This window comes from Vibrio sp. 378, assembly GCF_033339435.1.
Window position 1 is genome coordinate 652,159 of sequence record NZ_JAWOUO010000001.1, and the last position, 24,177, is coordinate 676,335.

At 44.2% G+C, this 24,177-nt stretch carries 25 protein-coding genes; 17 read left to right on the forward strand and 8 right to left on the reverse strand.

All coding sequences use genetic code 11. The annotated features are described in order from the left end of the window. Positions 1–18: 18 nt before the first annotated feature. Positions 19–906 (forward strand): LysR family transcriptional regulator, encoded by an 888-nt coding sequence (locus R7Q48_RS02765; RefSeq protein WP_256902721.1) that lies wholly within the window; start codon positions 19–21, stop codon positions 904–906. On the opposite strand, the gene R7Q48_RS02770 is transcribed toward R7Q48_RS02765, so the two are convergent. Beyond that, positions 903–1,511 carry a response regulator transcription factor gene (locus tag R7Q48_RS02770; protein WP_017821556.1) on the reverse strand — a complete coding sequence of 203 codons (609 nt, stop codon included), beginning with the start codon at positions 1,509–1,511 and terminating at the stop codon, positions 903–905. The genes R7Q48_RS02765 and R7Q48_RS02770 overlap by 4 nt on opposite strands. A gap of 671 nt (positions 1,512–2,182) precedes the next feature. On the opposite strand from R7Q48_RS02770, the gene R7Q48_RS02775 reads away from it, so the two are divergent. Next, positions 2,183–3,163 carry a chemotaxis protein gene (locus R7Q48_RS02775; RefSeq protein ID WP_025998672.1) on the forward strand — a complete coding sequence of 327 codons (981 nt, stop codon included), beginning with the start codon at positions 2,183–2,185 and terminating at the stop codon, positions 3,161–3,163. 49 nt (positions 3,164–3,212) lie between these two features. Here the strand turns inward: R7Q48_RS02775 and R7Q48_RS02780 are convergent, their stop codons facing one another. Beyond that, on the reverse strand, positions 3,213–3,743 hold the full coding sequence (locus tag R7Q48_RS02780) for a prepilin-type N-terminal cleavage/methylation domain-containing protein (RefSeq protein WP_005376513.1): 531 nt from the start codon (positions 3,741–3,743) through the stop codon (positions 3,213–3,215). A gap of 444 nt (positions 3,744–4,187) precedes the next feature. Between R7Q48_RS02780 and R7Q48_RS02785 the strand changes: the two genes are divergently transcribed. The 4 genes from R7Q48_RS02785 to R7Q48_RS02800 all read left to right on the forward strand — a co-directional run bounded on the left by R7Q48_RS02785 (position 4,188) and on the right by R7Q48_RS02800 (position 7,042). Beyond that, positions 4,188–4,910, forward strand: a complete 723-nt coding sequence (locus R7Q48_RS02785; RefSeq protein ID WP_042520743.1) for a sulfite exporter TauE/SafE family protein — start codon at positions 4,188–4,190, stop codon at positions 4,908–4,910. Positions 4,911–5,013: 103 nt separating this feature from the next. Continuing rightward, on the forward strand, positions 5,014–5,919 hold the full coding sequence (gene rarD / locus R7Q48_RS02790; RefSeq protein ID WP_256902813.1) for an EamA family transporter RarD: 906 nt from the start codon (positions 5,014–5,016) through the stop codon (positions 5,917–5,919). 209 nt (positions 5,920–6,128) lie between these two features. Continuing rightward, a complete protein-coding gene (locus R7Q48_RS02795; RefSeq protein WP_005376510.1) occupies positions 6,129–6,515 on the forward strand; it encodes an MAPEG family protein in 387 nt (128 codons plus the stop codon). Continuing rightward, positions 6,509–7,042: a hypothetical protein gene (locus R7Q48_RS02800; RefSeq protein WP_054574616.1), complete on the forward strand. Its 534-nt coding sequence runs from the start codon at positions 6,509–6,511 to the stop codon at positions 7,040–7,042. The genes R7Q48_RS02795 and R7Q48_RS02800 overlap by 7 nt, the downstream gene beginning before the upstream one ends. A 285-nt stretch (positions 7,043–7,327) precedes the next feature. Here the strand turns inward: R7Q48_RS02800 and R7Q48_RS02805 are convergent, their stop codons facing one another. Continuing rightward, positions 7,328–8,692 carry an endonuclease/exonuclease/phosphatase family protein gene (locus tag R7Q48_RS02805; RefSeq protein WP_171342913.1) on the reverse strand — a complete coding sequence of 455 codons (1,365 nt, stop codon included), beginning with the start codon at positions 8,690–8,692 and terminating at the stop codon, positions 7,328–7,330. 395 nt (positions 8,693–9,087) lie between these two features. Between R7Q48_RS02805 and R7Q48_RS02810 the strand changes: the two genes are divergently transcribed. Then, positions 9,088–9,402: a DMT family transporter gene (locus R7Q48_RS02810; protein WP_005376506.1), complete on the forward strand. Its 315-nt coding sequence runs from the start codon at positions 9,088–9,090 to the stop codon at positions 9,400–9,402. A gap of 79 nt (positions 9,403–9,481) precedes the next feature. On the opposite strand, the gene R7Q48_RS02815 is transcribed toward R7Q48_RS02810, so the two are convergent. Next, on the reverse strand, positions 9,482–10,387 hold the full coding sequence (locus R7Q48_RS02815; protein WP_171342914.1) for a DMT family transporter: 906 nt from the start codon (positions 10,385–10,387) through the stop codon (positions 9,482–9,484). A 169-nt stretch (positions 10,388–10,556) separates the two neighbouring features. Here R7Q48_RS02815 and R7Q48_RS02820 point away from each other — a divergent pair, with 169 nt between their 5' ends. From R7Q48_RS02820 to R7Q48_RS02830, 3 genes are all read left to right on the forward strand, one after another. Next, positions 10,557–11,015 (forward strand): NUDIX hydrolase, encoded by a 459-nt coding sequence (locus R7Q48_RS02820; RefSeq protein WP_033906500.1) that lies wholly within the window; start codon positions 10,557–10,559, stop codon positions 11,013–11,015. Positions 11,016–11,119: 104 nt separating this feature from the next. Then, positions 11,120–11,692, forward strand: a complete 573-nt coding sequence (locus R7Q48_RS02825) for a GNAT family N-acetyltransferase (RefSeq protein WP_047101443.1) — start codon at positions 11,120–11,122, stop codon at positions 11,690–11,692. 125 nt (positions 11,693–11,817) lie between these two features. Then, complete coding sequence (locus R7Q48_RS02830; protein ID WP_017820990.1) at positions 11,818–13,230, forward strand: coniferyl aldehyde dehydrogenase; 1,413 nt, start codon at positions 11,818–11,820, stop codon at positions 13,228–13,230. Between the two features lie 175 nt (positions 13,231–13,405). Here R7Q48_RS02830 and R7Q48_RS02835 read toward each other — a convergent pair whose 3' ends face one another. Beyond that, positions 13,406–13,885, reverse strand: coding sequence for an aminoacyl-tRNA deacylase (locus tag R7Q48_RS02835; RefSeq protein ID WP_005376501.1), 480 nt, complete (start codon positions 13,883–13,885; stop codon positions 13,406–13,408). 156 nt (positions 13,886–14,041) lie between these two features. Between R7Q48_RS02835 and R7Q48_RS02840 the strand changes: the two genes are divergently transcribed. The 4 genes from R7Q48_RS02840 to R7Q48_RS02855 all read left to right on the forward strand — a co-directional run bounded on the left by R7Q48_RS02840 (position 14,042) and on the right by R7Q48_RS02855 (position 19,043). Beyond that, positions 14,042–15,583 (forward strand): glutamate synthase-related protein, encoded by a 1,542-nt coding sequence (locus R7Q48_RS02840; protein ID WP_206958811.1) that lies wholly within the window; start codon positions 14,042–14,044, stop codon positions 15,581–15,583. A 186-nt stretch (positions 15,584–15,769) separates the two neighbouring features. Beyond that, positions 15,770–17,944, forward strand: a complete 2,175-nt coding sequence (gene katG, locus R7Q48_RS02845) for a catalase/peroxidase HPI (protein ID WP_256902720.1) — start codon at positions 15,770–15,772, stop codon at positions 17,942–17,944. Positions 17,945–18,118: 174 nt separating this feature from the next. Beyond that, positions 18,119–18,571: an antitoxin Xre/MbcA/ParS toxin-binding domain-containing protein gene (locus tag R7Q48_RS02850; RefSeq protein WP_005376498.1), complete on the forward strand. Its 453-nt coding sequence runs from the start codon at positions 18,119–18,121 to the stop codon at positions 18,569–18,571. A 1-nt stretch (position 18,572) separates the two neighbouring features. Continuing rightward, entirely contained in the window at positions 18,573–19,043 is a 471-nt protein-coding gene (locus tag R7Q48_RS02855; RefSeq protein WP_005376497.1) for an RES family NAD+ phosphorylase, read from the forward strand. 79 nt (positions 19,044–19,122) lie between these two features. On the opposite strand, the gene R7Q48_RS02860 is transcribed toward R7Q48_RS02855, so the two are convergent. Beyond that, positions 19,123–20,973: an acyltransferase family protein gene (locus R7Q48_RS02860; RefSeq protein WP_137282682.1), complete on the reverse strand. Its 1,851-nt coding sequence runs from the start codon at positions 20,971–20,973 to the stop codon at positions 19,123–19,125. A gap of 241 nt (positions 20,974–21,214) precedes the next feature. Between R7Q48_RS02860 and R7Q48_RS02865 the strand changes: the two genes are divergently transcribed. Next, complete coding sequence (locus R7Q48_RS02865) at positions 21,215–21,490, forward strand: nitrogenase-stabilizing/protective protein NifW (RefSeq protein ID WP_053349151.1); 276 nt, start codon at positions 21,215–21,217, stop codon at positions 21,488–21,490. A 117-nt stretch (positions 21,491–21,607) separates the two neighbouring features. On the opposite strand, the gene R7Q48_RS02870 is transcribed toward R7Q48_RS02865, so the two are convergent. Both R7Q48_RS02870 and gloA read right to left on the reverse strand, forming a co-directional pair. Then, positions 21,608–22,708: an alkene reductase gene (locus R7Q48_RS02870; RefSeq protein ID WP_256902719.1), complete on the reverse strand. Its 1,101-nt coding sequence runs from the start codon at positions 22,706–22,708 to the stop codon at positions 21,608–21,610. An 11-nt stretch (positions 22,709–22,719) separates the two neighbouring features. Continuing rightward, complete coding sequence (gene gloA / locus R7Q48_RS02875; protein WP_005376490.1) at positions 22,720–23,106, reverse strand: lactoylglutathione lyase; 387 nt, start codon at positions 23,104–23,106, stop codon at positions 22,720–22,722. A gap of 211 nt (positions 23,107–23,317) precedes the next feature. On the opposite strand from gloA, the gene R7Q48_RS02880 reads away from it, so the two are divergent. Continuing rightward, positions 23,318–23,746, forward strand: coding sequence for a PaaI family thioesterase (locus R7Q48_RS02880; protein ID WP_215810366.1), 429 nt, complete (start codon positions 23,318–23,320; stop codon positions 23,744–23,746). Positions 23,747–23,772: 26 nt separating this feature from the next. Beyond that, positions 23,773–24,162 (forward strand): MazG nucleotide pyrophosphohydrolase domain-containing protein, encoded by a 390-nt coding sequence (locus R7Q48_RS02885; RefSeq protein WP_005376487.1) that lies wholly within the window; start codon positions 23,773–23,775, stop codon positions 24,160–24,162. The last annotated feature ends 15 nt before the right edge of the window (positions 24,163–24,177 follow it).

A 24,177-nucleotide genomic window follows, 5' to 3' on the forward strand; every position in this document is an offset into this window, starting at 1 on the left:
TTACATCTGGTGTCGCACGTGAACAAAGATCTCGACTTAAACTTACTTAAAATACTTGTCTTACTGGATAAGCACCGTCAGCTCAAACCCGTTGCTAAAGCGATGGGGAAGAGTGAAGCGTCAATTAGCAAATACCTTGCCCGATTGCGACTCCAGCTAAACGATGAATTGTTTATTCGGCATCCTCATCACATGGAACCAACGGACTATTTAAAACGTCAATTACCTAAAATTTCCGGTGCACTCGAGAAGCTTGAAACTTGTCTAATTAGAGATGAGTTTGAACCGGAAAATTACGAAAAAGACATCACCATTTGTTTACCGCAAACCGCTCAATACTCATTTGGGCATTTACTTGCAATGGATTTAATGGCGCTGTTTCCCAAGGCGCACATTTCGATAGCAACGATTACAGAGTATACGATAGAAGAGATAATCCTAGGCAAAGTGGATGCGCAGTTACATTACTTCAACGAGGATGTTCCGAAATCTGTTTATCAGAAGTTCATCGGCTATGCGCCTGCTGTGGTAGTTGTCCCTGAAGAGCTGGGAATTACCACCCTGGAAGAAGCGGCCAAACTTCCCTTTATCATGTTAGAGATTATCGGTTGGAAAGAGAAAGAGCAGCTCGTTAAGCGTGCAATGGAAAGCCACGGTATGGTCATCAACCGTATTGCGGCTCTAGACAACGTAAGCAGCGTATTGAAGCTAATTAAGCAAAAAAGCGCCGCAACCGTGTTACTTGAATATCAGGCGCCAATTGATGGATATAAATTTATAAGAGTGCCAGAGCATTTTTACCCAGATGGCTGGCCAAAAGTGGTTGTACAGGTGAAGCAAAGCTTAAGACATGATGCAATGCACCAGTTGTTAATCGGTGCTATTGCAAAATACATGAGCGCTTAGCGGCAAAACTCAATGTTTTCTGACTGAGGAATAGTATGCAGAAGTTCAATCAACGTGTCCGCATGGTACTTTTTCAGAATACGCGTTTTGTAGGTGCTGATTGTTTTAGCGCTGAGTGAAAGTTGTTCAGAAATCTTCTTATTTGAGTAGCCTTGTACAAGATAATGGAACACCATGGCTTCGCGATTTGAAAGTGTTACGTTACCCGACGATGGTGTGTGAGTCGACTTAAACATTGAGTAACCGCGTGAAACACTCACAATTGCGTCGATAATGGTCTCTCTTGTTTCATGTTTGCTTAAGAAGCCGTTTGCGCCCATTTCGTACGCTGCTTTAGAAAGACTCGAGTAGTCGCGTGAAGAAACAAATAACAGTCGGCCACGATATCCCGTCGCTAAAATGTTTTTGGCTAAACGCATACCATCGCGGTCGCCAAGCACTACGTCTAGAATAATCAAATCAATCTTTTGGCCTCGGACAAGATCCATCACTTCCGCACTGTCAGTGGTTTGAATCACTTCAGCTGCGTTGATTACGGATTCAACTAGAGAAGCAAGTGCTTCGCTATACAATGGTTGAGCGTCGATAATAAGAACATTATTCAAAGTGAACCTCACCTAATACATCAACTAGTGTGCTGTCAGGCGACAGCGCAATTGGATGAATAGGATTGTAGGAAAAACCTTGCTAAGAGGAAGGAAAATGACTCTTTCCAAAAGTGAAAATCAGTGTCTTGATTATGGGAATAGCGATGTCAGGTATTGAAATACCTAGTGATAGGATGATTGCTTAAAACTTACGCTGACAGAAAACTAACAAACTGAAAGTGTTCTATGCCTTCAGATTTTCTTGTGATGTTTCTAGCGCTTCGATTTAAACCCGTGTTAGCAAGCGCAGTTTTATACCAAGCCACTTGAAGAGAGCTTGTTCTACACCAGGCATGAGCACGGTAGCCAACTTTGTACTGATATCTGTTAGATAGGTTTGGCTATTGACGCTGAACATCACTTCAAATTATTTCTAAACTTTTCATTGACTCTGCCGCTAAAAGTGGAGGTGTTAATTCGCACTTTGGTCACTCATAATGTCGTGTTCAAAAATGAGACAATTTTACATGGTTTGGTATGGAAATGTGCGTTAGCCGTCCTTTTGATGGTTTACAAATTTTGTTGTAACGACTAAAAAGGACTTTTGGATTTTTAGCCAGAGAATGGCTTCTCATGGCGTTTGCATCAAACTTTTTCTGATGCGTATTTTTGGTTGGATAATTGGCTTTATGAGTAACGTAACCAGCACCATTTTGACAGAAAGTGGTACCAATGAGCTTGAAATCATCGAGTTTCATTTAGAAAAAACATTGCCAGATGGCAGCACAAAAACTTGTTATTACGGCATTAACGTTGCGAAAGTACGAGAAGTGATTCGCGTGCCAGAAACAACCGATTATCCAAACGCACAACCTCATATGATTGGTGTGTTCTCATCCAGAGATGTACTGACGCCTTTAGTGGATTTAGCTGGTTGGTTAGGTGTGCCAACACGACAAGATCTGGAGCGCAAGTTTGTAATCGTTACGGATTTCAACAAAATGACCAATGGCTTCTTAATTGACAGCATTTCGCGTATTCATCGTATCTCTTGGAATGATGTGGAATCACCAAGTCAGTTTTTGGAAGCGGGCGAACAAGATTGTGTAGTAGCCGTTGTCCGTAAAGAAGGCAACCTGATCATGATTCTCGACTTTGAAAAAATCATCGCAGACATCAACCCAGAACTGAGTATGGAAAAATACGATGTGAAAGGGGACAAGTCGGTGGATCTCAACCAGAGAATGGTCGGTAAGCGTAATGCTAAAACGATCATGGTGGTGGATGACTCAGCATTTATTCGCTCTTTGATCCAAGATACATTAGCTTCTTCAGGCTACAATGTGATCACATGTAAAGACGGTGGTGAGGCGCATGAGAAGTTGATGAGCTTGATCGAGGTTGCGAAAGAAGAAAACTTGCCAGTTAAAGAGCTATTAGATGCGGTGGTTACGGACGTAGAAATGCCTCGAATGGATGGTATGCACTTAGTGAAGAGACTACGCGATACCGAAGCGTTTCATGAAATGCCGATCATTATGTTCTCGTCATTGATGAGTGAGGATAACCGAGCGAAAGCACTATCTCTTGGCGCAAATGATACGATTACCAAGCCAGAGATTGGCCGCATGGTGAATATGATGGATAAATACGTGTTTAACTTTGCGTAAAAAACCGATCAGATGAAACAAATAAGGCTGCCGATTGGCAGCCTTATTTTTATTGAGGGCAGGGAAGAATATCTAAGGTGTAACTCTCGTTTGGAGTCTGCGGTGGCCCATATAAAATTCCGCATTGTGTAAGGCTAGCTCTTTTTTCGTCGGCTGCAGCAATGACCATTTCGCGAGTTGTTGAACCAGCCGGGTGATGAAATGTTTTCCAATCCGAGTCTTCTTCGTTCAGTCCTTGCACGAGTAACTTCATCGATTCGCTATCAGAATCAGGATATCCATATAAAAAAACACAGCGCTTTGAACCACCAATATTACAGCCGTCAAATGGTAAATCTGCCATTAAAGCACTGTCTACGAAGTTTGAAACGTAAGGCTTGCTTTCCAATCCCGCAATCGCCATTTTCCCATAACCGACGCCTAATGCTGACGCAATAGCGCCTTTCATTCCTTCCAAACGAGCTTCACGTGCATCACTTTGAAGGTTTAAAAAGCGTGGCGCGGCAGTGACAGCAAGAATACCGAGCACGACAATAACTACGACCAACTCTATTAGAGTAAATCCCGTTTGTTTCTTCATATTATTTTCACAGCAAGTTAAAGGTAGAAAAACACTGACCGTACACTTGTTTATTGTGTAAATAAGTACGGTAATGATAAATCGATCAGTAGTATAAAGAGGTGAGTTGTAAAGTGCTATACCGACGCCGCACTAATTGACTGAATCGATTAAATGCAATGGAGAATTCACGGGTCTAATTCTGCTAGATTTTAAGAGGTCATTAATTCCGCTGAAGAAATGCTGCGTGAACAGGCGAGCATGAATCCTCTTCGATGTAAGCAAACATGTACATCAGCGGAATGAAATACAAAATGCAAATGAGGGCGAACCGCACAAATGGATTGTCTTTTTATTCACTTTGATGAATGCTACGCGGAATTCATATCGCAGTGTGCCTGAGGTATTCGTCATGCGAATGTGCTTTGGTTTTGTGTTTATTTTTCAAATATAAGAATAATCTAAATGGAATTCGATTCGATAAACTTCCTTGCAATAGGTTTGATATTTCTTGGCTCTTATGTCCAGACCGCAATCGGTTTTGGCTTGGCTATTGTTGCCGCACCTTTACTGATTCTTTGGGCGCCAGAATATGTTCCTGCGCCAATCTGTTTAGTCGCGTTATTTATTTCGTTGATGAATGCGATGAAGCACCGCAGTAGTGTTGAAATCGGCGGCTTAAAGATGGCGTTGATTGGGCGAGTGCCGGGATCAATTGCTGGTGGCTTGCTACTCTTTTTTGTATCTACACAAACTCTCACGCTTTGGATTGGTTTGTTGGTGCTGTTTGCAGTCGTGGTGAGTGTTTTACCGTTTCGGGTTGAGCCTACGCCTTCGCGTATGACATGTGCTGGTTTCTTTTCTGGGTTGTTTGGTACCAGTTCTGCGATTGGAGGCCCTCCGATGGCGTTATTGTTGCAGCATCAAGAAGCGAATCAGTTACGCGGCAACTTATCGGCTTTTTTTGTTTTCAGTTCGATTATTTCACTAATAGTACAAATCCCAGTGGGCTTCTTCACATTGCATCATTTGGTCATTACTATTCCTCTATTACCTGCTGCGGCGCTTGGTTACTGGCTAGCAATGAAAACTACCCAGTCGTTACCAAAAGAAAAGATTCGGTTTGGGGCACTTATGTTGTGTTTTGTGAGTGGCTTTACCGCCGTCGTACAAGCGTTGAGCCAATAATGCCATCTGCATCATAAAGTCACTGCGGGATTGCATTCCTTTTTATGTATGGCGGACTTGTTTACTTACGCCAAATTTGGTCGTTTAGATGGGCGATAGTTTTATGAATAACACTCGTTATGGCACTTTTATGGCAGCATTCTCCTTTGTGATCTGGGGATTGCTACCAATTTATTATCGTTATTTACCAAATGCTTCTATGGATGAGTTGCTAGCATGGCGAATCATTGGGTCTGTACCTGTCGGGTTTCTAATTGTACTTGGGATAACCCGTCGAGGGCTGAATTGGAGAGAAATCTGGCTTGATAAAAAGTCCTTGTGGTACACGTTTGTGGCGAGCAGTTTGATGTGTATTTCTTGGAGTGCGTTCACTTGGGCTTTGACCCATCATCGGGTCATTGATGCCAGCTTAGGCTTCTTTATGGGACCATTAGTATCTGTTGCGCTGGGCGTATTTATTCTTGGGGATAGGCTCTCAAAAGGCAAACTTATTGCAATAGTGCTGGCAACAATTGGTGTTATGTATCAAGTGATTCACTATGGTCAGCTGCCCGTTATTGCACTAACGATGGGGTTGTTCTTTGCTTTGTATGGGCTTTACAAGAAGAAGATAAATTATGACTGGAGTACAACCTTGTTTGTTGAGGCGTTGTTACTGACTCCAGTTGCACTCGCATATTTGCTCTATAAACAATGGGCAACTGGTGAACTGGCTTCGGGCACAGATACCACAACATTGCTTTTGTATTTTGGCAGTGCACCTATCACACTTTTACCACTTGTATTTTATTCTATCGCAATACGTATAACTAATTTATCAACCGTTGGTCTAATGCAATACATCGAGCCAAGCTTGCAGTTTGTGTTGGCAGTTATGTTTTTTGGCGAGTTGTTTGACGAAGTGAAAGCGGTGACCTTTTCATTTATTTGGGTAGGGCTGTTGTTCACAATTTTTGAAAGTATTATCAAAGGGCATCGGCGCAAAAAGCTGGTCAAACACCCCTTATAGTGGTTTCAATATTCTCACATATTAGCTTCTTTATTCTTATGCCCTCCATTCGAGGGCATTTTTAATGTCATGAAGCATTGGCTTTCGTTTTTTGCCCGAATAGAAATCATAACTTGAGATTATTTGACGCATTATCATAATGATACCGCTATAGTTATAGCCAAGTGACACGCTTATATAAGTGAAAACCAGATCAAGAAGGACGACATATGATCACTGCTCTGTATGCCAACATTCTCGCAATACTCATTATTTGGTTGGCTGTTCAAGTAATTAAGCAACGTCGCTTAAATCAAATTGCTTATGCCGATGGTGGGGTAGAGGCTCTACAAATTGCTCGTAGTGCCCAGAGTAATGCGACAGAATATATCCCCATCACCCTGATTTTAATGGCACTTTTAGAATTTAATAGTGCTTACCCAACATGGATACATCTCACCGGTATTATTTTTGTAATTGGTCGAGTTATTCATGCTAAAGGCATATTGAAAAAAGACTTGAAAAAGCGCATTAGAGGGATGCAGGTGACATTTCTGGTGATACTTTCATTGGTTGTGTTAAATATGATTTACCTGCCATACGATAAGTTATGGTAAGTCTGCGACGTTACATTCCACCACCTTGGGTACTCGTTCTGATTGGATTAGTACTGAATATTGGCGCGATCATCGTTACTAGCTTAGTCCTTGATAAGTTGGGTAAACAGCAATCGCAGCTCGCAGAGCAAACAGCAAAAAACTTGTATTCCATCCAACTCGCATGGAACAGTGTGGAAACCCTAGAAAGGAAAAGAGAAGCTTTACTGCTGCATGTGCACATAAGTCAGAGCGTAGCGATACCTTTAGAGCTAGAAGAGGTATTAGCAGGGCATTTATCTTCTTGGGTTCTCAACGAGTCGGATGAAATAAAAATTGATCAACTTCCTCAACTGATGTCAAAGATAAATCAGGCACAAGCTTCGTATAGAGACCGCATCGATAATTACTACATTGAGAATGTAGAGCTCAATGAGGTAATGGCAAAGCAGGATGAAAAGATCGCTTGGTACAAGAATATCGGACTCTTCTTGCAAGTATTCGGACTTGCGTTAATCCTTGCACGCGACTTAGCTAGGAAGCAATAAAAGCAAGAGCTAAAGATCAGGTTTATTGCGAAATGCCAATGGTAGTTTGCAAATTGCAATTTATTCTGTGAGCAAACAGTAGCTATTGGTTAAGTTTTAATGAAAGTGATTAAATAACAACCTGTTTTTGTGCGCTGAAAAGTTGGCACGCCTCATGCTTTAGTATGAGTGACCCTTTCTAAGCCGAGGGTCACCTAGCCAACTGACGTTGTTAGTGAACCATCTTGTTCACAAATATATACAGCCAATCACGACTCCTTGTGGTTGGCTTTTTTTTTATGCGGTCTAGAACTGTGCTTTAATCCAGATCATGCGATGGTCGGAAGATACATCCTTACCATCACCATACTTACCGATACGTGCATCGTTAAATAGTTTATGGCCTTCTTCATAAGACGCTGACCAGTACACACCAGAGTCTATTACATTCAAATTTGCTGAAGGCAAGGCATAGTCTACCCCTAAGCCAAACGTTGAAGTGATGCGATTCGGATATGGGTGAGTTGAACTGCGGTCAACAGCGTGTTCAGCTGCACCAAAGCTTGTTGGGTAAAGCTCACCATTCATCACGGTTTGGTTAACCAATGGATCGTTGTGCAGCTCCTGCATTACAGAGCTAATACCGTCACCAGACACTGGATCAAGGTTTTGATCACCCATCATTACGAATTTAGCGCCGTTCGTTAAGCCACCTGTTTTACCCGCATCGTCGTAAAAATAGTCTTTGCCTTGAATGTAATGATGCCAAAACTCCACTTCTGCTGCGTTTTGCGCTTTGTTTTTACCGGTGTCGAATACTGGTGGAGTAGGATGAGACATCAACAAGTGTACAACTTCCTCGCCATTGCGAGTTGGAATGATGATTGGCGCGTCGACGTGATTTTTCGAAGATAGACGCACTTGATCCCATTCTTCCGCTGAGTACCATTCATCACCACACTTCATGCCGTCTGGAATCTTTTGCGAACCGTCACAGATAGTAATGGTTGGAATTTTCGCACCTTCCATATCTTTCCATTTAAATGCTTGGAATGTACGTGTGTTTGCCGTGTCAATTTTATACTTAGACATAAGGGCAAATGCATATTGACCATGGTACATGCCAAAGCCCCATGCATCACCTGGCATTTGACCTGCGGTTCCGTTGTTGTCGAGATCAAACTCACTCAACAACCCTGTATTAGTTGAATAAGATTCAGCATAAGGGTATTTAATAGGCTCAAGGTTTGCTTCACCGCCCGCGCCATTGATGCTTTGCGCGACAGACAGGTAGTTCTTCTGGAATCCTTCAATGGCTGCTTTGTTTTCGCCTGTTCCGTCGTTGTTGTATTCCGCCATCATAAGAACATCAGGACGATTCTTTTGAATGATTGCTGCAACGTTACGAATTTGAATGACTTTTTCCGCAGTGGTTTTGTCTTCGGCTGCGATTGAACCGTCTAAATAAGAGGTGACCAACGCAGTTTGCTGCGTTGGTTCAATTTGCATTTCACCTACCAAAGTTTCGAAGGTAGCGCGGTCAAAAGAGAGGTTGTAAGTCGCTATTTTTACTTCTTTAGGCTGAACATTGACGTATTCAGTGTCGTCATTACATCCAGATAGTAGAGCGGCGCCAACAAGGACAGCGATAGAGGTTTTGATTGCTTTCATGGGTACGTCATACCTTATAATTAATTCGGCTGAATATTAAAGTCATCAGTCATTGTTTTAAGCGATATTAGTCACACAAACGTTTTCATATTTACATGTTCAATTAGTTTTTGTGTGATTTGTGCAATAAATGCAACACTTTCAACACCATAAGGTTATATGTAAATTGTTAAAAAACGGTGTCGTTATTGATGCGAACATAGAGAGCCCGCCACCGTTAAAAAGAAAAGCGTAGAATTTAAGCGTGCATGAGATGTTTGAGTTGTATGCTTATCGCCGTGTTTTATTTTTTATGTTTAAATTTCTGTATATAATAAGCAGTCAATCAGAAGTGAGGACGACCTCACCGCTCTATCTTTTCTCGGGGACGACCCCATCTCGTTGGGAAATGTGACATGGCTTGGGGAATTCTCTTCATTGCGGGCCTGTGTGAAATCGCATGGGCTGTCGGTCTTAAATATTCACAAGGCTTTACCAAATTCGGCGCTTCGGCATTCACTATTGTCTTTATGTTATTGAGCTTTTGGTTGCTTGGCATTGCGTTAAGAACCTTGCCTTTAGGCATTGCTTATGGCGTATGGGTAGGGATTGGCGCAATAGGCACGGCAGTCGTGAGTATTTATCTGTTCAATGAGCCAGCAACACTTATCAAAGCCTTAAGCTTGCTAATGATTGTCGCTGGTATCGCAGGGTTAAAAATATCAGCTTAACGTTAGGCTAAACACAAAACAGCCAGAGTCACTCTGGCTGTTTTTCTAAATGTCGTGTTTACGGTTCTGGCGAGGTATATCAAGCGTTGCGCTTAATAAAAGGTAACCGTAAGTGATGACCAAACGCATTAATTAATGCGCCTGTAACAATCAGACCGCCACCGACGTACGTCCAAATGATCGGAACCTCGCCAAAGAAAATGATGCCCAACAACACAGAAAATACGATCTGGATATACGAATAAGCGGAGGCTTTACCCGCTTGTTGAGTTTGCATCGCTTTGGTTAACCCCAATTGTCCAATTTGGGTAAAGACACCAACTAGAACCAACATGAAAGTCAGATATAGATCGGGCATTATAAAATCGTCGCCAATCAGTAAGAGTGAAGCGGGGAGAGCAACCAACGGGAAATAGAAAATGATCACTGAGCTGTCTTCTGTCTGACTCAGTTTTCTGACAATGACGTAGGCAATTGAGCTACCAAATGCGCCTAAGATCGCAATCATGACGCTAAACATTGGTAAAGCGCTATCTGAGCCTTGCCCAGTTTCTGGGCTTACCATGATATAGATGCCGAGTAAGCACAACGCAATACAAAGGAAAGTTGACGGCTGGATGCGCTCTTTCAAGAAAAATACGGCGAGTAGTGCAGTAAATACCGGATGAATATACTGGAATATCGTCGCTTCTGCCAAAGGTAAGGTGGTCACTGAATAATATACACACATCAGAGCCATCGTACCCACAGCACCGCGTGCAAATAGTAATGGCTTATTATTGCCCCATACAGAAATTCGTTTTCGCTTTACATCGAAATAACTAATGATAAGTGAAACGAGCGCTCTTGCTGCAACGATTTCAAAAACGGGGATACCGTAGTTGCCGACGTGCTTTACTGTAGCCGACATCAGAGCAAAGCCGAACGCGGAAAGCACCATAAAGCGCACACCGATGGGAATCATAGTGTTGAATGAATTGGACATTTTACTGCTCATTTGTTGCGACAGATCTCACTTTAGCATACTTAGTTAGCGATTAAATCCTCTCAACTCAAACACTTCTGTCGACAAGATGAATAAACAGTAGAATACGTAGCAATTAATCTGCCTCTCTTCAGCGTAACAATAAAAACTCGATATTTAAGGAGCTTACATGATCCCGATAAAAGCAACGCATGTTTCAGGCGTTGTCATTTCAAAAATTGATGGCATAGAAAAAATGCTGTTACTCAAACGCGTAAAAGGTGGCTATTGGTGCCATGTTGCAGGTGGTATCGAAGCGGGTGAAGCCGGGTGGCAAACCATTTTAAGAGAGTTAAAAGAAGAGACACTAATTGACCAAGTTGAGTTACATACAGCAGACTTTCTAGAGCAGTTCTACGAAGCAAAAAATAACCGTATCATGGTTATCCCATGTTTTGTGCTATTTTGTCCGCCTAACCAATCAGTTGTTCTTAACGATGAGCATACAGAGTATCGCTGGTGTACGCTTGAAGAAGCTAAGCAGCTGGCTCCGTTTGCCAATCAGCATCACCTCTATGAACATGTATGGAAACATTATGTAGATGTGGCATCACTAACGCCATTTACACTGATCGATCAAAAGGGCTAAATGAACGGCAACGGCTTTGATTAGTTTTTATAGAGAGGTTTGTTCTCATAAAATGAAGCGTTAGGATTTGCGCTGAGCGTTCACAATAAAAAGGAATAACATCTATGGATGAAGTCACATGCCAAGAGACGTATCAAGGAAATCACTTACAGAAGCGTTTTTCCGTCTCGCAAAGGGTCTCAATTGAGCCCCTCAACACGAAACACGCGTCCGCTTTACTAGAGGTTGTGAACACTCACCGAGAGAGCCTTGAGGGCTATCTACCTTGGACGGATTCTGTCACGAATCATAGAGAGGCCGTTAACTACATTTCCCAGCGAGTGAACAGTAACGCGCTGGATTCCCACTGGTGTGCAATTTATTTTGATGAGCAGCTTACGGGTGTTATTGGCATTAAAGGTGTGGATTCACATACGCGTGTTACTGAAATTGGCTACTGGCTTGCCAACAATGGGCGAGGTCATCGTGTGATTGATCAAGTGCTCGCAGTATTGATCCCTTTTTTGAAGCAGAAAGGGCACGCACAATTCATTCAGTTCCATTGTATGGAAGATAACATCGCTAGCATCAATATTGCTGAGCGTGCAGGCGCCACATTAAAAGAATACGTTGATCATGAGTTCGATATGCTTGACCGCTCTCAACGACTAGGCATTTATGAACTACGTTTGATGTAGTATCCACCCCAGAAATATTTTAATCAGAGTTCGAACTCTAACTTCACGAGCGCTACAATAGTAACATTGTTGCGCTCGTGTTAACTTGGGGCGTCATTGGCAGAAACTAGGCTAGGAGAAGCATCATGAACGCAATCACAGAGGTTGAAGTAGATAACTTGTTACAGCAAAGCCTCGAACGCTTAAAAGCGGCATATGCAGCCGAGCCTTATCCTAGTTTGGATGAACGTAAACAGCGCCTCGTTTTGTTAAAAAAATCGCTGCTTGAGAACAAACAAGCGCTGGTTGAAGCGTTAAGTGACGATTTTGGCTATCGCTCAGAATTTGATACCGCTATGACCGACGTTTTGCCAACGGTCTCGCATATTAATTATACCCTCAAACGACTAAAAAAATGGTGCAAACCCAGCAAGCGCGAATCCGGCTTATTGCTCGCACCTTCTAAAGTCACCGTTCAGTATCAACCGTTAGGTGTCGTCGGGATCATTTCACCTTGGAACTTTCCTGTGATTTTGAGCCTTGCGCCTTTAGTGACAGCATTGGCTGCTGGCAACCGCGTGATGATGAAGCTCAGCGAATTTACGCCAAAAACTAATAAAGTCATCGTCGATATTTGCCGTGGGTTGTCTGAGTATGTCGAAGTTTTTGAGGGTGAAGCAGACGTCGCACAAGCATTCAGCCAACTGCCATTCGATCACCTTTTGTTCACGGGTTCTACGAGTGTTGGCCGCGCAGTGGCAAAAGCGGCAGCGGAAAACCTTACCCCGGTGACGTTAGAGTTGGGTGGAAAGTCCCCGGTGATCATTGCAAAAGATGCAGACATGAAGAAAGCCGTTGATGCTATCTTGTTTGGTAAATGCATTAATGCAGGCCAGATTTGTGTCGCGCCTGACTACGCGTTTGTACCGCAAGAACGTGTCGAAGAGTTCATTTCGCTATTCTTAAAACGTTTTGAAAAGCTCTATTTAAAATCCAACAAGAATCAAAAGCTGACCCATATTGTCAACCAACGACAATATGATCGTTTGACTGCGCTACTTGAGGATGCAAAAGCGCAAGGTGCTAACCTTCACACTGTTGAAGCGTCGCCCCAAGAGGAACGACTTCTGTATCCTCATTTGGTCACGGATGTGTCGCCGAATATGCGAATCATGCAAGAGGAGATCTTCGGGCCATTTCTACCTGTTAAGCCCTACAATGCCGTTGATGAAGCGATTGACTACATTAATCAGCACCAAAGACCACTTGCGCTGTATGTTATGTCGGACGACAAATCGACCATCAAACATATTGTACGCAACACCCACAGTGGTGGCGTCGGCGTTAATGATACGGTTTTACATGTTGGCGCTGAAGATGCGCCTTTTGGTGGCGTTGGTGAATCGGGTATTGGGCATTATCACGGAGAGGAAGGATTCAGAACTTTTAGCCATGCGAAAACCATTCTTCACACACCGAAATGGTTGCCAAGAACGAGCGTATTAATGCGCCGTAGGGCTATGGCGATAAAAGCGATCCAAAAGATCTTTGTTCGATAATAATTATGATTTGATTGATAAAAAACCGCCCGAATAGGCGGTTTTTTGTTTCTATATGCTCTGAAACGCTGGGCACCAAAGTCCGAGAAACTTCCATCGCGTGCTACCAACAAAACAAAGAAAGGCTCTTGTTGAAAGAGCCTTGTTCAGGAAGTGTCGAGAGATCTTGGCAAGTTTAATGCAGAACTTCACTGCTGAATCTTAGATATCTACAGTCGTTCATCAGTTCTTTAAACGCCTTTCGGTCCAGCTTAATCAGAGTTTCATGATCGCCAGCTTCAAGGTAGACATGTTCCAAGTTTGCTAGTCTTTCATCGCAAACTGTCGACATGTGGTAAGGGCTACCAATCGGTGGAATAGCGCCGTGTTCACAATCGGTGAAGAGTCGGTAAACCATACGCTCTTTCACCAAGTGGAAGGTGGCATTAAATTCGTCGTTTAATCGCGACAAACTGATTTTGTTGTTGGCAGGTAAGACCGCCATCATATGACGCCCTTCATGATCCTCTAGAATCACACCTTTTGCGATATTCATTAAAGGCACACCTGCTGCAACACCACTTTGTAGCGAGCTATGGCTGTGGCTGTGATTCACGGTTTGAAAGTGAATGTTATGCTCAGTCAAATATTCATCTAATCGGGTTGCAATCGTCATATAGCCTCCACGTGTATGAGACCCATAAAAAGTATAGGTTAGTCGGGCGACAATCGCGCATTTTACTCGGCGACACTGACGCTCTTTACGCTCCTGTTCTACGCTTATTGCAAGCCAGCGAGAAAGCATGGTTAACAATAATAAATAGGGGGCAACATGAGCAAGCCAATCATCGCTGATAACAAGCCGATCAAAGTAGAGTTGAAAGCTGGGCAAGAATATTACTTCTGCCGATGTGGGCGTTCTAAAAATCAACCTTACTGCGATGGGTCTCATTCGGGAACCGGCTTAAAGCCAATGAGCTTTAGTGCGGAAAAAGACGAAGATGCCTATCTCTGCCAATGTAAGCATACCGCCAATGCTCCTTTTTGTGATGGTACACACAAGCGATTTACCGCAGAGCAAGTCGGTAAAGAGGGACCGGAACAAAAGCGAGAGAAAAGAGACAAACCAACAGCGTCTGCTACTCAAGAAGAACCAACCCTCGAGTTTATCCACCAATTAGCGAGAGAAGGACTCTCTAAACTCGGTCATCATGGTCCGATGGCTGCAATGGGGGTTCCTAGGCATTTGCTACCACATTGGGATGCTATACAAATCATGGTGGCGCAAATGGCGACACAACCGTTGTTGGAAGACGTTCCTGTGTCTACCGAGTTGATTGTGGGACCAAACGCGCGTAAGCCGCTCAGACTCGCCATTCCTTTGTTGGTGTCGGACATGAGTTTTGGCGCACTTTCTGAAGAGGCGAAAATTGCACTAGCAAAAGGTGCAGAGTTGGCAGGGACTGGGATTTGCTCTGGTGAGGGTGGCATGTTACCGGAAGAGCAAGCCGCCAATTCACGGTATTTCTATGAGCTTGCTAGTGCTCAATTTGGCTACGACGAATCTAAGCTTCTTAATGTTCAGGCGTTTCACTTCAAAGGCGGGCAAGGAGCAAAAACGGGCACGGGTGGTCATCTGCCTGCAAATAAAAATGTAGGTAAGATCTCTCAGGTGAGAGGCATCCCCGAGGGACAACCAGCGATATCACCACCAACGTTCAAAGATCTTCACACTACTCACGATTTCAGAAAGTTTGCTGACAGAGTTCGTGGCATCACAGGCGGTATTCCAATTGGATTTAAACTCAGTGCCAACCATATTGAGCAAGACATTCAGTTTGCGCTTGATGCTGGGGCTGATTATATCATCTTAGATGGTCGCGGTGGTGGCACGGGTGCGGCGCCAACTATGTTCCGTGATCATATTAGTGTACCCACCATCCCTGCGTTAGCTCGTGCACGTAAGTACTTAGATGAAAAAGGCGTAAGTGACCGTGTCACATTAATCATCACCGGTGGGTTGCGAGTTCCTACGGATTTTGTCAAAGCGTTGGCACTTGGAGCAGACGGAGTAGCGATAGCAAACAGTGCGATGCAATCGATCGGTTGTGTCGCGGCTCGCATCTGCAACACCAATAATTGCCCGGCAGGCATTGCGACACAAAATGCCGATTTGAGGCAGCGTCTCGACGTCGAAAAGTCATCCCAGCAACTGAAAAATTTCTTCGAATCCTCGGTCGAGCTCATGCAAGTCATGGCGAGGGCGTGTGGTCATCACGCTCTGAATGAATTTAGTCATCATGATTTAGCGACCTGGGATCACAACATGGCGAGGCTGTCTGGGATTAAGTATTCAGGTATGGACTTAAACTGATCTCTATCCATATTTTCTACATATAGGTACATGTTTGATAACAATTATTTATTCGCTGAAATGTTTGAAATTTTGACTTGGCGTTAACTAAAAAAACAGTGTATGGACTACGCTGTTTGAGGTGGATATTCGATTTATTGAATAACAAAGAGTGGTTACCACAACCACGACACGAAGGAGCATTATATGAGCAAAGCAAACGGCGGTTCGGTAGGTAAATGTCCAGTTATGCATGGTGGGCAAACATCTACAGATAAGTCGGTGATGGATTGGTGGCCGAATGCCTTGAACTTAGACATCCTGCATCAACACGACTCCAAAACCAACCCATTTGGTCAGGACTTTAATTACAAAGAAGAACTGAAAAAGCTAGATGTCGAAGCACTTAAAAAAGATTTAAAAGATTTAATGACTGATAGCCAAGACTGGTGGCCTGCCGACTGGGGACACTACGGTGGTTTAATGATCCGAATGGCATGGCATGCAGCGGGCAGTTATCGTATTGCGGATGGCCGTGGCGGTGCTGCTACAGGCAACCAACGCTTTGCTCCTCTCAACTCTTGGCCAGATAACGCCAACCTCGATAAGGCTCGACGCCTTTTATGGCCAATCAAGAAAAAATATGGCAACAAACTAAGTTGGGCAGACCTGATTGTCCTTGCCGGTAACATGGCGTACGAATCCATGGGTTTTAAGACCTTTGGCTTTGCGTTTGGACGAGAGGACATTTGGCACCCAGAAAAAGACACTTACTGGGGCTCTGAGCAAGAATGGTTAGCCACAAGTGACGCTGATAACAGCCGCTACTCTGGTGAGCGAGATTTAGAAAACCCGCTTGCTGCGGTAATGATGGGTCTTATCTATGTGAACCCTGAAGGGGTAGACGGTAACCCAGATCCTCTCAAAACAGCACATGACATGCGAGTGACCTTTGCGCGAATGGCAATGAACGATGAAGAAACCGTCGCGCTCACAGCTGGTGGTCACACGGTGGGTAAGTGTCATGGTAATGGTGATGCCGCAAACCTTGGCCCAGAGCCCGAAGCAGCAGACGTTCATGAGCAAGGTCTTGGCTGGATTAACCACAAAACACGTGGTATTGGCCATGACACGGTAACGAGTGGCATTGAAGGTGCTTGGACAACGCACCCTACACAATGGGACTACGGATACTTCCACCTACTATTTAAGTATGACTGGGAACTGAAAAAGAGCCCAGCTGGCGCATGGCAATGGGAGCCAATCGACATTGAAGAACAAGACAAGCCTGTCGATGTTGAAGACGGTTCTAAGCGCTACAATCCAATCATGACCGACGCCGATATGGCGCTCAAAATGGACCCTGAATATCGTAAGATTGCAGAAAAGTTCCAAAATGACCCTGCGTACTTTGATGACGTTTTTGCTCGTGCCTGGTTTAAGTTGACACACCGCGATCTAGGACCAAAATCATGTTATTTCGGCCCTGATGTGCCAAGCGAAGATCTTATTTGGCAAGACCCAACGCCCGCAGGTAAGACAGACTACGATGTTGATTTAGTAAAAACAAAAATCGAAGCAAGTGGCCTATCCATTAGTGAGTTAGTAAGTACGGCGTGGGATAGTGCGCGTACTTACCGTGGCTCTGACCGCCGAGGCGGTGCAAATGGCGCGAGAATTCGCTTGGCTCCGCAAAAAGATTGGCAAGGGAACGAACCTGAACGTCTAAGACGTGTTCTTGCGGTGTTAGAAAAAATAGCAGCAGAAGAGGGCTGTAGTGTTGCAGATGCTATCGTGCTTGCTGGTAACGTAGGTATTGAACTGGCTGCGCGTGCCGCAGGTCATGATGTATCTGTGCCATTCACGCCAGGCCGAGGTGATGCCACCCAAGAGATGACGGATGTTGAATCATTCGAAGTACTTGAGCCTGTTGCTGACGGTTTCCGAAATTGGTTGAAGAAAGACTACGCGGTTAAGCCAGAAGAGCTTTTATTAGATCGTGCTCAGCTTATGGGATTAACGGCGCCAGAAATGACGGTACTTATTGGTGGTATGCGCGTTCTAGGCAGTAACTACGGCGGTGGAAAAGAGGGCGTATTTACTGACCGAGTCGGCACTTTGTCGAATGATTTCTTCGTGAACCTTACTGACATGGCATATACGTGGAAACCAGTGAGTGCTAATCAATATGAAATCCGTGATCGTAAAACCGACGCTGTGAAGTGGACGGCAACCCGTGTGGATCTTGTCTTTGGTTCAAACTCGATCCTGCGTTCGTATGCGGAAGTGTATGCGCAAGATGATAATCAGGAAAAATTCATCCATGACTTCATCGCCGCATGGACGAAAGTCATGAACGCGGATCGTTTTGACTTGCAATAAGTGAAACGATGTTCATCGATAGATGCGTAAACAAAGTTGATGAATAAGTAAGAGAGGCGGGCGAAAAGCTCGCCTTTTTCTTTACCTATCTTTTTACTTTGATTGTTACTTTGATTGAAAATTAAGCTCATTTGAACCATAATAACTGGACCATATGAACCATAGGAGCTTGATATGGCAACTGCAGCATTAAAAAGCTTCAAACCGAAACAACCTCATAAAGCCAATTTCTGGTTTATGTTGGGTATTGAAGACGCTGAAACAGGTCGCACTGATGCGGTTCACAAAGGCTTTGAGCCAAAGGTGTATCGCAATATTGTTGAGCGTGTGAAGCTTTCTCAGAGTGAGTTTCAAAACGTCACATTGATACCTGTCAGCACGGTCAAGCGTCGTCTAAAAAACGATGAACGCTTCAATACGCAAGAAAGTGATGCAATCTATCGATTAGCGATGTTATTGAAACTCGCGACAGAACTGTTTGACGACGAAGAGCGCGCGTTAAAATGGATGAGAGAGAATGTGTATGGCTTAGGTGGAAAACGTCCACTTGATATGGTCTCGACCACGGTGGATTTTGAAATCGTAAAAGATTTGATCGGCCGTTTAGAGCACGGGGTATTCTCGTAATATGAAGCTCTATCGTCTCACACAAAAGAAATTTGCTGACACGCCATTCAGCCCCGTTGGCGCAAAGTTATTTGGAGGGCGATGGAACTCAAAAGGAACCGAAGCCCTCTACTTCTCTGAATCGGAATCCCTTTGCTCGTTGGAAGTGTTTGTTCACGTAAACAACGATCCTGCTATCACCAAACTTTACGATTTATATCGTATTGAAATGCCAGAATACCTCATCGCCACCTTAGATGAAGAAGATCTCCCTGTGACGTGGCGAGCAATACCGGCGAGCGAGTCTACGCAGTACATTGGCGATCAGTTTCTCAATGATCCTCATCCAGAGTTTGCCGCGCTGCAAGTGCCTTCAACGATTTCACCTCGTGATAAAAACTACGTGGTGAATCCAAATCATCCCAAAATGAAAGAGATCATCAAGAAAGCCGAAAAGCTCGATTTCGCGTTTGATCCGCGCATTTTCAAATAGACGCCTAGCTTTGTCTTGCTTTAAAGCATTCAGCGCTTACCTGAGATAAGCGCTGAAGCATAAAAGTTTATTTCCTTGGTTATTGTCGGTCGTAAGTGAACTGTTGCGCTTCATTTGTAGTGTTGAGGTAATGCCCAAGCACCAACTCAGCACCTTTGTAAGATAAATGGCTGTCATCCGTATACATCGCATTGTTTGCTCCAACTCTCATTCGACATACGCCATTTCTGCAAATGGCATCGGTCAAGTCGACAAACTCAACGTGCTCAAATTGCTCAAAGTAGTTCACTAACTTCGCCACGTTTTGAGGGTGATGTTGTTTGGGAGAAAAGTCGCAGGCAGACTCTTCTGTCTCGCCAAACAAACGCGCTTTCCAAAGGCATTCTCCTACCGCAAACGGTGCAGAAGGCGTGGGGCCGAAAACGACCACTTCTTTCCCTTCCAGTTCATTCAACAAACCAGTCAATGATGCCTCGTAATCGGCTTGTGAAAGCTCTTTATTGAAGTTGGAAGAGATAACGACGCGACGAATAGAAGGGGTACGCAAAATGGTATCGACAGCCTCATTGAAGAACTGTCGGCAAGGAACTGAGCCAGCACCTTTGATGGTGTCGACATAACCGACCGCACAGGAATCTTGAGTAAGTTGCACCACGCCAGTTGGTGTTACTTCGGATAGACGCTTCACGTAAACCATGCTGTGACTATTGCCTAACACAGCGATGGCAGGCTGCGGCGCAGACGAGCACACATCGTTAACGTTGGTGTTGCCGTTACAATCTAAACCATAACCGTTGTTAACGCGCATGGCCTCGAAAAATGCGCTTCTTTCTGGAAAACCACCGTTTTGATGACCGATAACGCCGAACGTTAGCAAGGGCAGCGTCAACAACACAATAACCGCGGACACAGTGCGCATGCTCATGGCTTTTCGGCTACGGAATGGCTTTTCAATAAAGCGCCAAGTGAAGTAAGACAGTACAAAAAGAGCGATAACGTAAAGCGGGATATTGACGTCTTGTGTTGTGTCCAACACGTAGCGGTAAAAGACAAATAATGGAATGTGCCACAAGTATAAGCTGTAGCTGATTAAGCCGACGAACACGACCCACTTTAGGCTCAGTAATCTACCGCAGACATTGCCTTTAGAGGCAAACAAAATCACCAACGCGCTACCGATGACCGGCACCAGCAGCGTAATGCCCGCGCCATCTTGCGATTTTTCAAACAAAAGCGCGGAAGCCAATATCAAAACGATGCCAATGGTTGCTAGAGTATCGTTAGATTGAACTTGGACTTTTCTCATCACTAATGCGAGTAATGAACCGGTTGCCAGCTCCCAAGCGCGAGAGAAGATCATGTAAAAAGCGAAATCAGGATCGTTGCTCGCGTAGACAATAGTCATCAAACTCAGCACAAATACCGTGATAAAAAAAGTCAGGTAAAACGCGTTTTTACCACGAGCGAGTAGCATGAGTAGCAAAGGAATGACAATGTAGTACTGTTCTTCAACGCCCAAGCTCCATGTGTGGAACAGCGGGTTGGCTTGATCTTCTAAACCGAAGTAATTGTGGCCTTTTAAATACAGAAGAATGTTGGATGAGGAAAGAATGGAAGACACTGCAAACTGACCAACGTCTTTGTGTGCTTGCGGCAAAAATAGCCACCAAGACATCAAATAGCTGACGGCGATCACCACCAGTAAGAGGGGGAGTATGCGACGAATGCGTCGCTCATAAAAATCACCAAGGCTGAACTTCTGGTTTTCTAAGTCGTTAATCACGATGGTGGTGATCAAATAGCCGCTGATCACAAAAAACACGTCGACGCCAATAAAGCCACCAGCGAATTGCTCAACTCCTGCATGAAACAAAATCACCAACGTGACAGCAATCGCCCTTAATCCGTCTACTTCTGCTCTGTAAGTCATATCGTGTTGCTCCAACATTCCGTTTAATGAAGTAGAGCAAAATATGAACCAGAAATAATGTTTATTTAAATCAGTGCCTTAAAGTGATTTTCAAAATGAAAATGCTAGGTGGGTTAACGAATTCCCAAATTGAATTTCAATATGGAAACCCCATAAAGAATGATCTTAAGAAGCGCTAAATCAAAGAACGTAAAGCGCGAGGCACTTAGACTGCATTGAAAATGATTACGCTAAAGAAACGATGACAGAGAATACGATTCAGGAAAAAATTGCCAGCTTTACTTGTATCGAAGAGGCTTTGAATTACTTCGACATCGAGTTTGATAGCCGATTTATCGAAAACAATCGAACCGAGTTGGTTAAGAGGTTTAACGGCTACTTAATCCTCACTAAACCGGATGATTGGTTTTCAGGTCGTCGTGCTTTAAAGAATGCTTACTGTAAAGTACAACGCAGTTTGCTCAGTAAAACGACGCGCTCTGCGTGTCGAGGTTGTACATCTTGTCAAAGACGTTAATTCTGGTGGCTTGCCTAAAAAGAACCCTGCATCTTGGCGTTACAGGGGGAAGAGCAAGGTTCTTTTGGTTTCGCTATTGGTTTGTCGCGAGTTGCGAATCAGCTTTACGTAGATGAATTAACCCGCGTGGTACGCAGGGTAGTCCACTAAGCCTTTTTCACCGCCGCCGAACAATGTGGCAGGGTCATGTTCTGCCAGTGGATAGCCATGCTTGATGCGGCTTGGTAAGTCGGGGTTTGCAACAAACGGACGGCCAAAGCCAATCATGTCAGCTAAACCACTTTCGATCGCGTGTTGCGCCTTTTCATCGTTGTAACGACCGGCATAAATCAGTGTACCTTTGTACGCCTCACGAACTGCGGTTTTAAAGTTGTGCGGAGTGTCTGGCGCGTCGTCCCAATCCACTTCTGCAATGTGAATGTAAACCACATTGAGTTTATCAAGCAGCGCTGCAGCGGCGGTGTAGGTTTTGACTGGCGTACTATCAACGGTGCCATTTAACGAAGTGAATGGCGCAAGACGAACACCAACACGCTCAGCGCCAATGGCTTGCGTCATCGCTTCTATCACTTCACCAAGAAAACGCAGACGGTTTCCAATAGAGCCACCGTATTCATCGGTGCGGTTATTCGCTTCAGAATCGATAAACTGGTTAACCAAGTAGCCATTCGCTGCATGAAGCTCGATACCATCGAATCCGGCTTCTATCGCGTTTAGTGCGGCTTGGCGGTACTCTTCAATAACGTTCTTGATGTCTTGTTTGGTCATTTCACGTGGCTCAACCACGTCGACAAAGCCCGGTTCGTCTGTGCCGTTATCGACAAATACTTTCACGTTTTCTGCTTTTAGCGCAGAAGAAGAAATAGGTTGCTCACCGCCAATGTTATCAGGGTGAGTCACACGACCAACGTGCCACAATTGCGCGAAGATAGTGCCGCCTTTCTCGTGCACTGCATCAGTTACTTTTTTCCAGCCAGCAATTTGCTCTGGGCTGTAAATGCCTGGTGTCCATGCATAGCCTTGACCCATTGGCGAAATTTGTGTGCCTTCAGCAACGATTAGGCCCGCTTCAGCACGTTGAGCATAGTAGGTCGCCATCATGTCGTTAGCGATATTACCTGGTTGAGAAGCACGAGAACGCGTCATCGGAGGCATAACGATACGGTTTTTTAATGAGAGAGAGCCAAGTTGAATGGGTTGAAATAATGCGTCTGTCATAGGAAACCTCGTTATTTTTGAGTTTGGATGAGTTCGATTTGGTAACCATCGGGATCTTTAATGAACGCGATGTGAGTTTCTCCGCCTTTCATTGGACCTGGCTCGCGAGTAACATTGCCACCAAGCGCTTTAATTTTTTCGCAAGCGGCGTAAATATCTTCAGACCCCAGTGCCATGTGTCCGAATGCGTTACCCAAGTCGTAACTGTCGGTATCCCAGTTATAAGTTAGCTCGATGGTCGCGCCATCTGGTTGATCAGGGTTACCAACAAACACCAGTGAGTAACGGTATTCTTGGTTTTCAAAACGATCCAAAACACTCATTCCCAGAACTTTTGTATAAAATTCGATAGATTTGTCTAGATCAGCTACACGGATCATCGTGTGGAGAAACTTCATAAGTCGCCTTTTCATAACGTTGCGTAATCACTATGCAAACCATATCGCCACTCTAAATAAACTGGAAATTATCGTTAATTATTAAAATGATTATTTAGTGTTATGAAAAGCGAGGTTGCTGGCCCTGCAACATGCAAACAAAGTTTACTCGCCGTTTCTTTTTAATTGTTGGCATATGCTAATTTCTCTTTTGAGAAACCGAGTAACTATCATGTCTACAAACAGCTATTGTCATTACACTCACGAATCTCATCATCAATGTGCGGTTTGTTCTTCAATTAATGTGAATCCGAACTCTTTGTCCGTGAACTACCAATACCTAGCCGATGGTTCTGTTGTCGGAGAGTTTCACGTTTTACCGCGTCATCAAGGTTACACAGACCTGTTGCATGGTGGTATTGCCAGTTCGCTTCTCGATGGTGCAATGACGCATTGTTTGTTATCTAGAGACATTCAAGCCCTTACGGCGCAGTTGGATGTGCGCTACCATGCACCTATTCAGTTAGATGATCGAGTCACGATTACTGCACACTGTGAAGGTGAACGACGCGGTATATATCAACTGGTGGCTCAATTGCGGGTCAATAGCGAAGTTAGAGTGACGGCTAAAGGGAAGTTTATTCGTCCTAAAAAGGCATAAATAAAAACGTGTTCTACGGAGAGGCAATGAAGAAATTTGATGAGCTGTATGCAATTGCGACGAGAAAATCTCAATATGACCAAACCAACACTTGGTTTAAAGGCGTAGAGACTTATCTGGAGGCCATTGGCAAAGAAGTTGATGAAGTCCGCGAAGAGATTCGTGAGGATCGCCTTTGTCATTTGGAAGACGAGTTAGGCGATGTGTTGTGGAACTACCTTAACGTGTTAAAAGCGCTGGAAAGAGAAAAGGGTATAGATCCTGAGAAAGTACTCGAAAGAGCCTGCAACAAATACGATCAGCGTGTATCTGCGATTGAGTCGGGACGCAGTTGGGATGAGATAAAACAGCAGCAGAAACAAGCCTTGAACGCAGAGCATGAAGCCGCGCAGTTAGAAGATGTAAAGAGCCAATAACTGCGCTTGGTATTG

What these genes read in the sequence shown, in the direction of transcription:
- R7Q48_RS02855 (WP_005376497.1), top strand. Translation starts at nt 18,573, where the DNA reads ATGAAGCTCTATCGTCTCACACAAAAGAAATTTGCTGACACGCCATTC.
- R7Q48_RS02820 (WP_033906500.1), top strand. Translation starts at nt 10,557, where the DNA reads ATGATCCCGATAAAAGCAACGCATGTTTCAGGCGTTGTCATTTCAAAA.
- R7Q48_RS02830 (WP_017820990.1), top strand. Translation starts at nt 11,818, where the DNA reads ATGAACGCAATCACAGAGGTTGAAGTAGATAACTTGTTACAGCAAAGC.
- gloA (WP_005376490.1), bottom strand. Translation starts at nt 23,106, where the DNA reads ATGAAGTTTCTCCACACGATGATCCGTGTAGCTGATCTAGACAAATCT.
- R7Q48_RS02835 (WP_005376501.1), bottom strand. Translation starts at nt 13,885, where the DNA reads ATGACGATTGCAACCCGATTAGATGAATATTTGACTGAGCATAACATT.
- R7Q48_RS02775 (WP_025998672.1), top strand. Translation starts at nt 2,183, where the DNA reads ATGAGTAACGTAACCAGCACCATTTTGACAGAAAGTGGTACCAATGAG.
- R7Q48_RS02885 (WP_005376487.1), top strand. Translation starts at nt 23,773, where the DNA reads ATGAAGAAATTTGATGAGCTGTATGCAATTGCGACGAGAAAATCTCAA.
- R7Q48_RS02785 (WP_042520743.1), top strand. Translation starts at nt 4,188, where the DNA reads ATGGAATTCGATTCGATAAACTTCCTTGCAATAGGTTTGATATTTCTT.
- R7Q48_RS02865 (WP_053349151.1), top strand. Translation starts at nt 21,215, where the DNA reads ATGACAGAGAATACGATTCAGGAAAAAATTGCCAGCTTTACTTGTATC.
- R7Q48_RS02800 (WP_054574616.1), top strand. Translation starts at nt 6,509, where the DNA reads ATGGTAAGTCTGCGACGTTACATTCCACCACCTTGGGTACTCGTTCTG.
- R7Q48_RS02795 (WP_005376510.1), top strand. Translation starts at nt 6,129, where the DNA reads ATGATCACTGCTCTGTATGCCAACATTCTCGCAATACTCATTATTTGG.
- R7Q48_RS02840 (WP_206958811.1), top strand. Translation starts at nt 14,042, where the DNA reads ATGAGCAAGCCAATCATCGCTGATAACAAGCCGATCAAAGTAGAGTTG.
- katG (WP_256902720.1), top strand. Translation starts at nt 15,770, where the DNA reads ATGAGCAAAGCAAACGGCGGTTCGGTAGGTAAATGTCCAGTTATGCAT.
- R7Q48_RS02825 (WP_047101443.1), top strand. Translation starts at nt 11,120, where the DNA reads ATGGATGAAGTCACATGCCAAGAGACGTATCAAGGAAATCACTTACAG.
- R7Q48_RS02880 (WP_215810366.1), top strand. Translation starts at nt 23,318, where the DNA reads ATGTCTACAAACAGCTATTGTCATTACACTCACGAATCTCATCATCAA.
- R7Q48_RS02850 (WP_005376498.1), top strand. Translation starts at nt 18,119, where the DNA reads ATGGCAACTGCAGCATTAAAAAGCTTCAAACCGAAACAACCTCATAAA.
- R7Q48_RS02815 (WP_171342914.1), bottom strand. Translation starts at nt 10,387, where the DNA reads ATGTCCAATTCATTCAACACTATGATTCCCATCGGTGTGCGCTTTATG.
- R7Q48_RS02805 (WP_171342913.1), bottom strand. Translation starts at nt 8,692, where the DNA reads ATGAAAGCAATCAAAACCTCTATCGCTGTCCTTGTTGGCGCCGCTCTA.
- R7Q48_RS02870 (WP_256902719.1), bottom strand. Translation starts at nt 22,708, where the DNA reads ATGACAGACGCATTATTTCAACCCATTCAACTTGGCTCTCTCTCATTA.
- R7Q48_RS02780 (WP_005376513.1), bottom strand. Translation starts at nt 3,743, where the DNA reads ATGAAGAAACAAACGGGATTTACTCTAATAGAGTTGGTCGTAGTTATT.
- R7Q48_RS02810 (WP_005376506.1), top strand. Translation starts at nt 9,088, where the DNA reads ATGGCTTGGGGAATTCTCTTCATTGCGGGCCTGTGTGAAATCGCATGG.
- R7Q48_RS02860 (WP_137282682.1), bottom strand. Translation starts at nt 20,973, where the DNA reads ATGACTTACAGAGCAGAAGTAGACGGATTAAGGGCGATTGCTGTCACG.
- rarD (WP_256902813.1), top strand. Translation starts at nt 5,014, where the DNA reads ATGAATAACACTCGTTATGGCACTTTTATGGCAGCATTCTCCTTTGTG.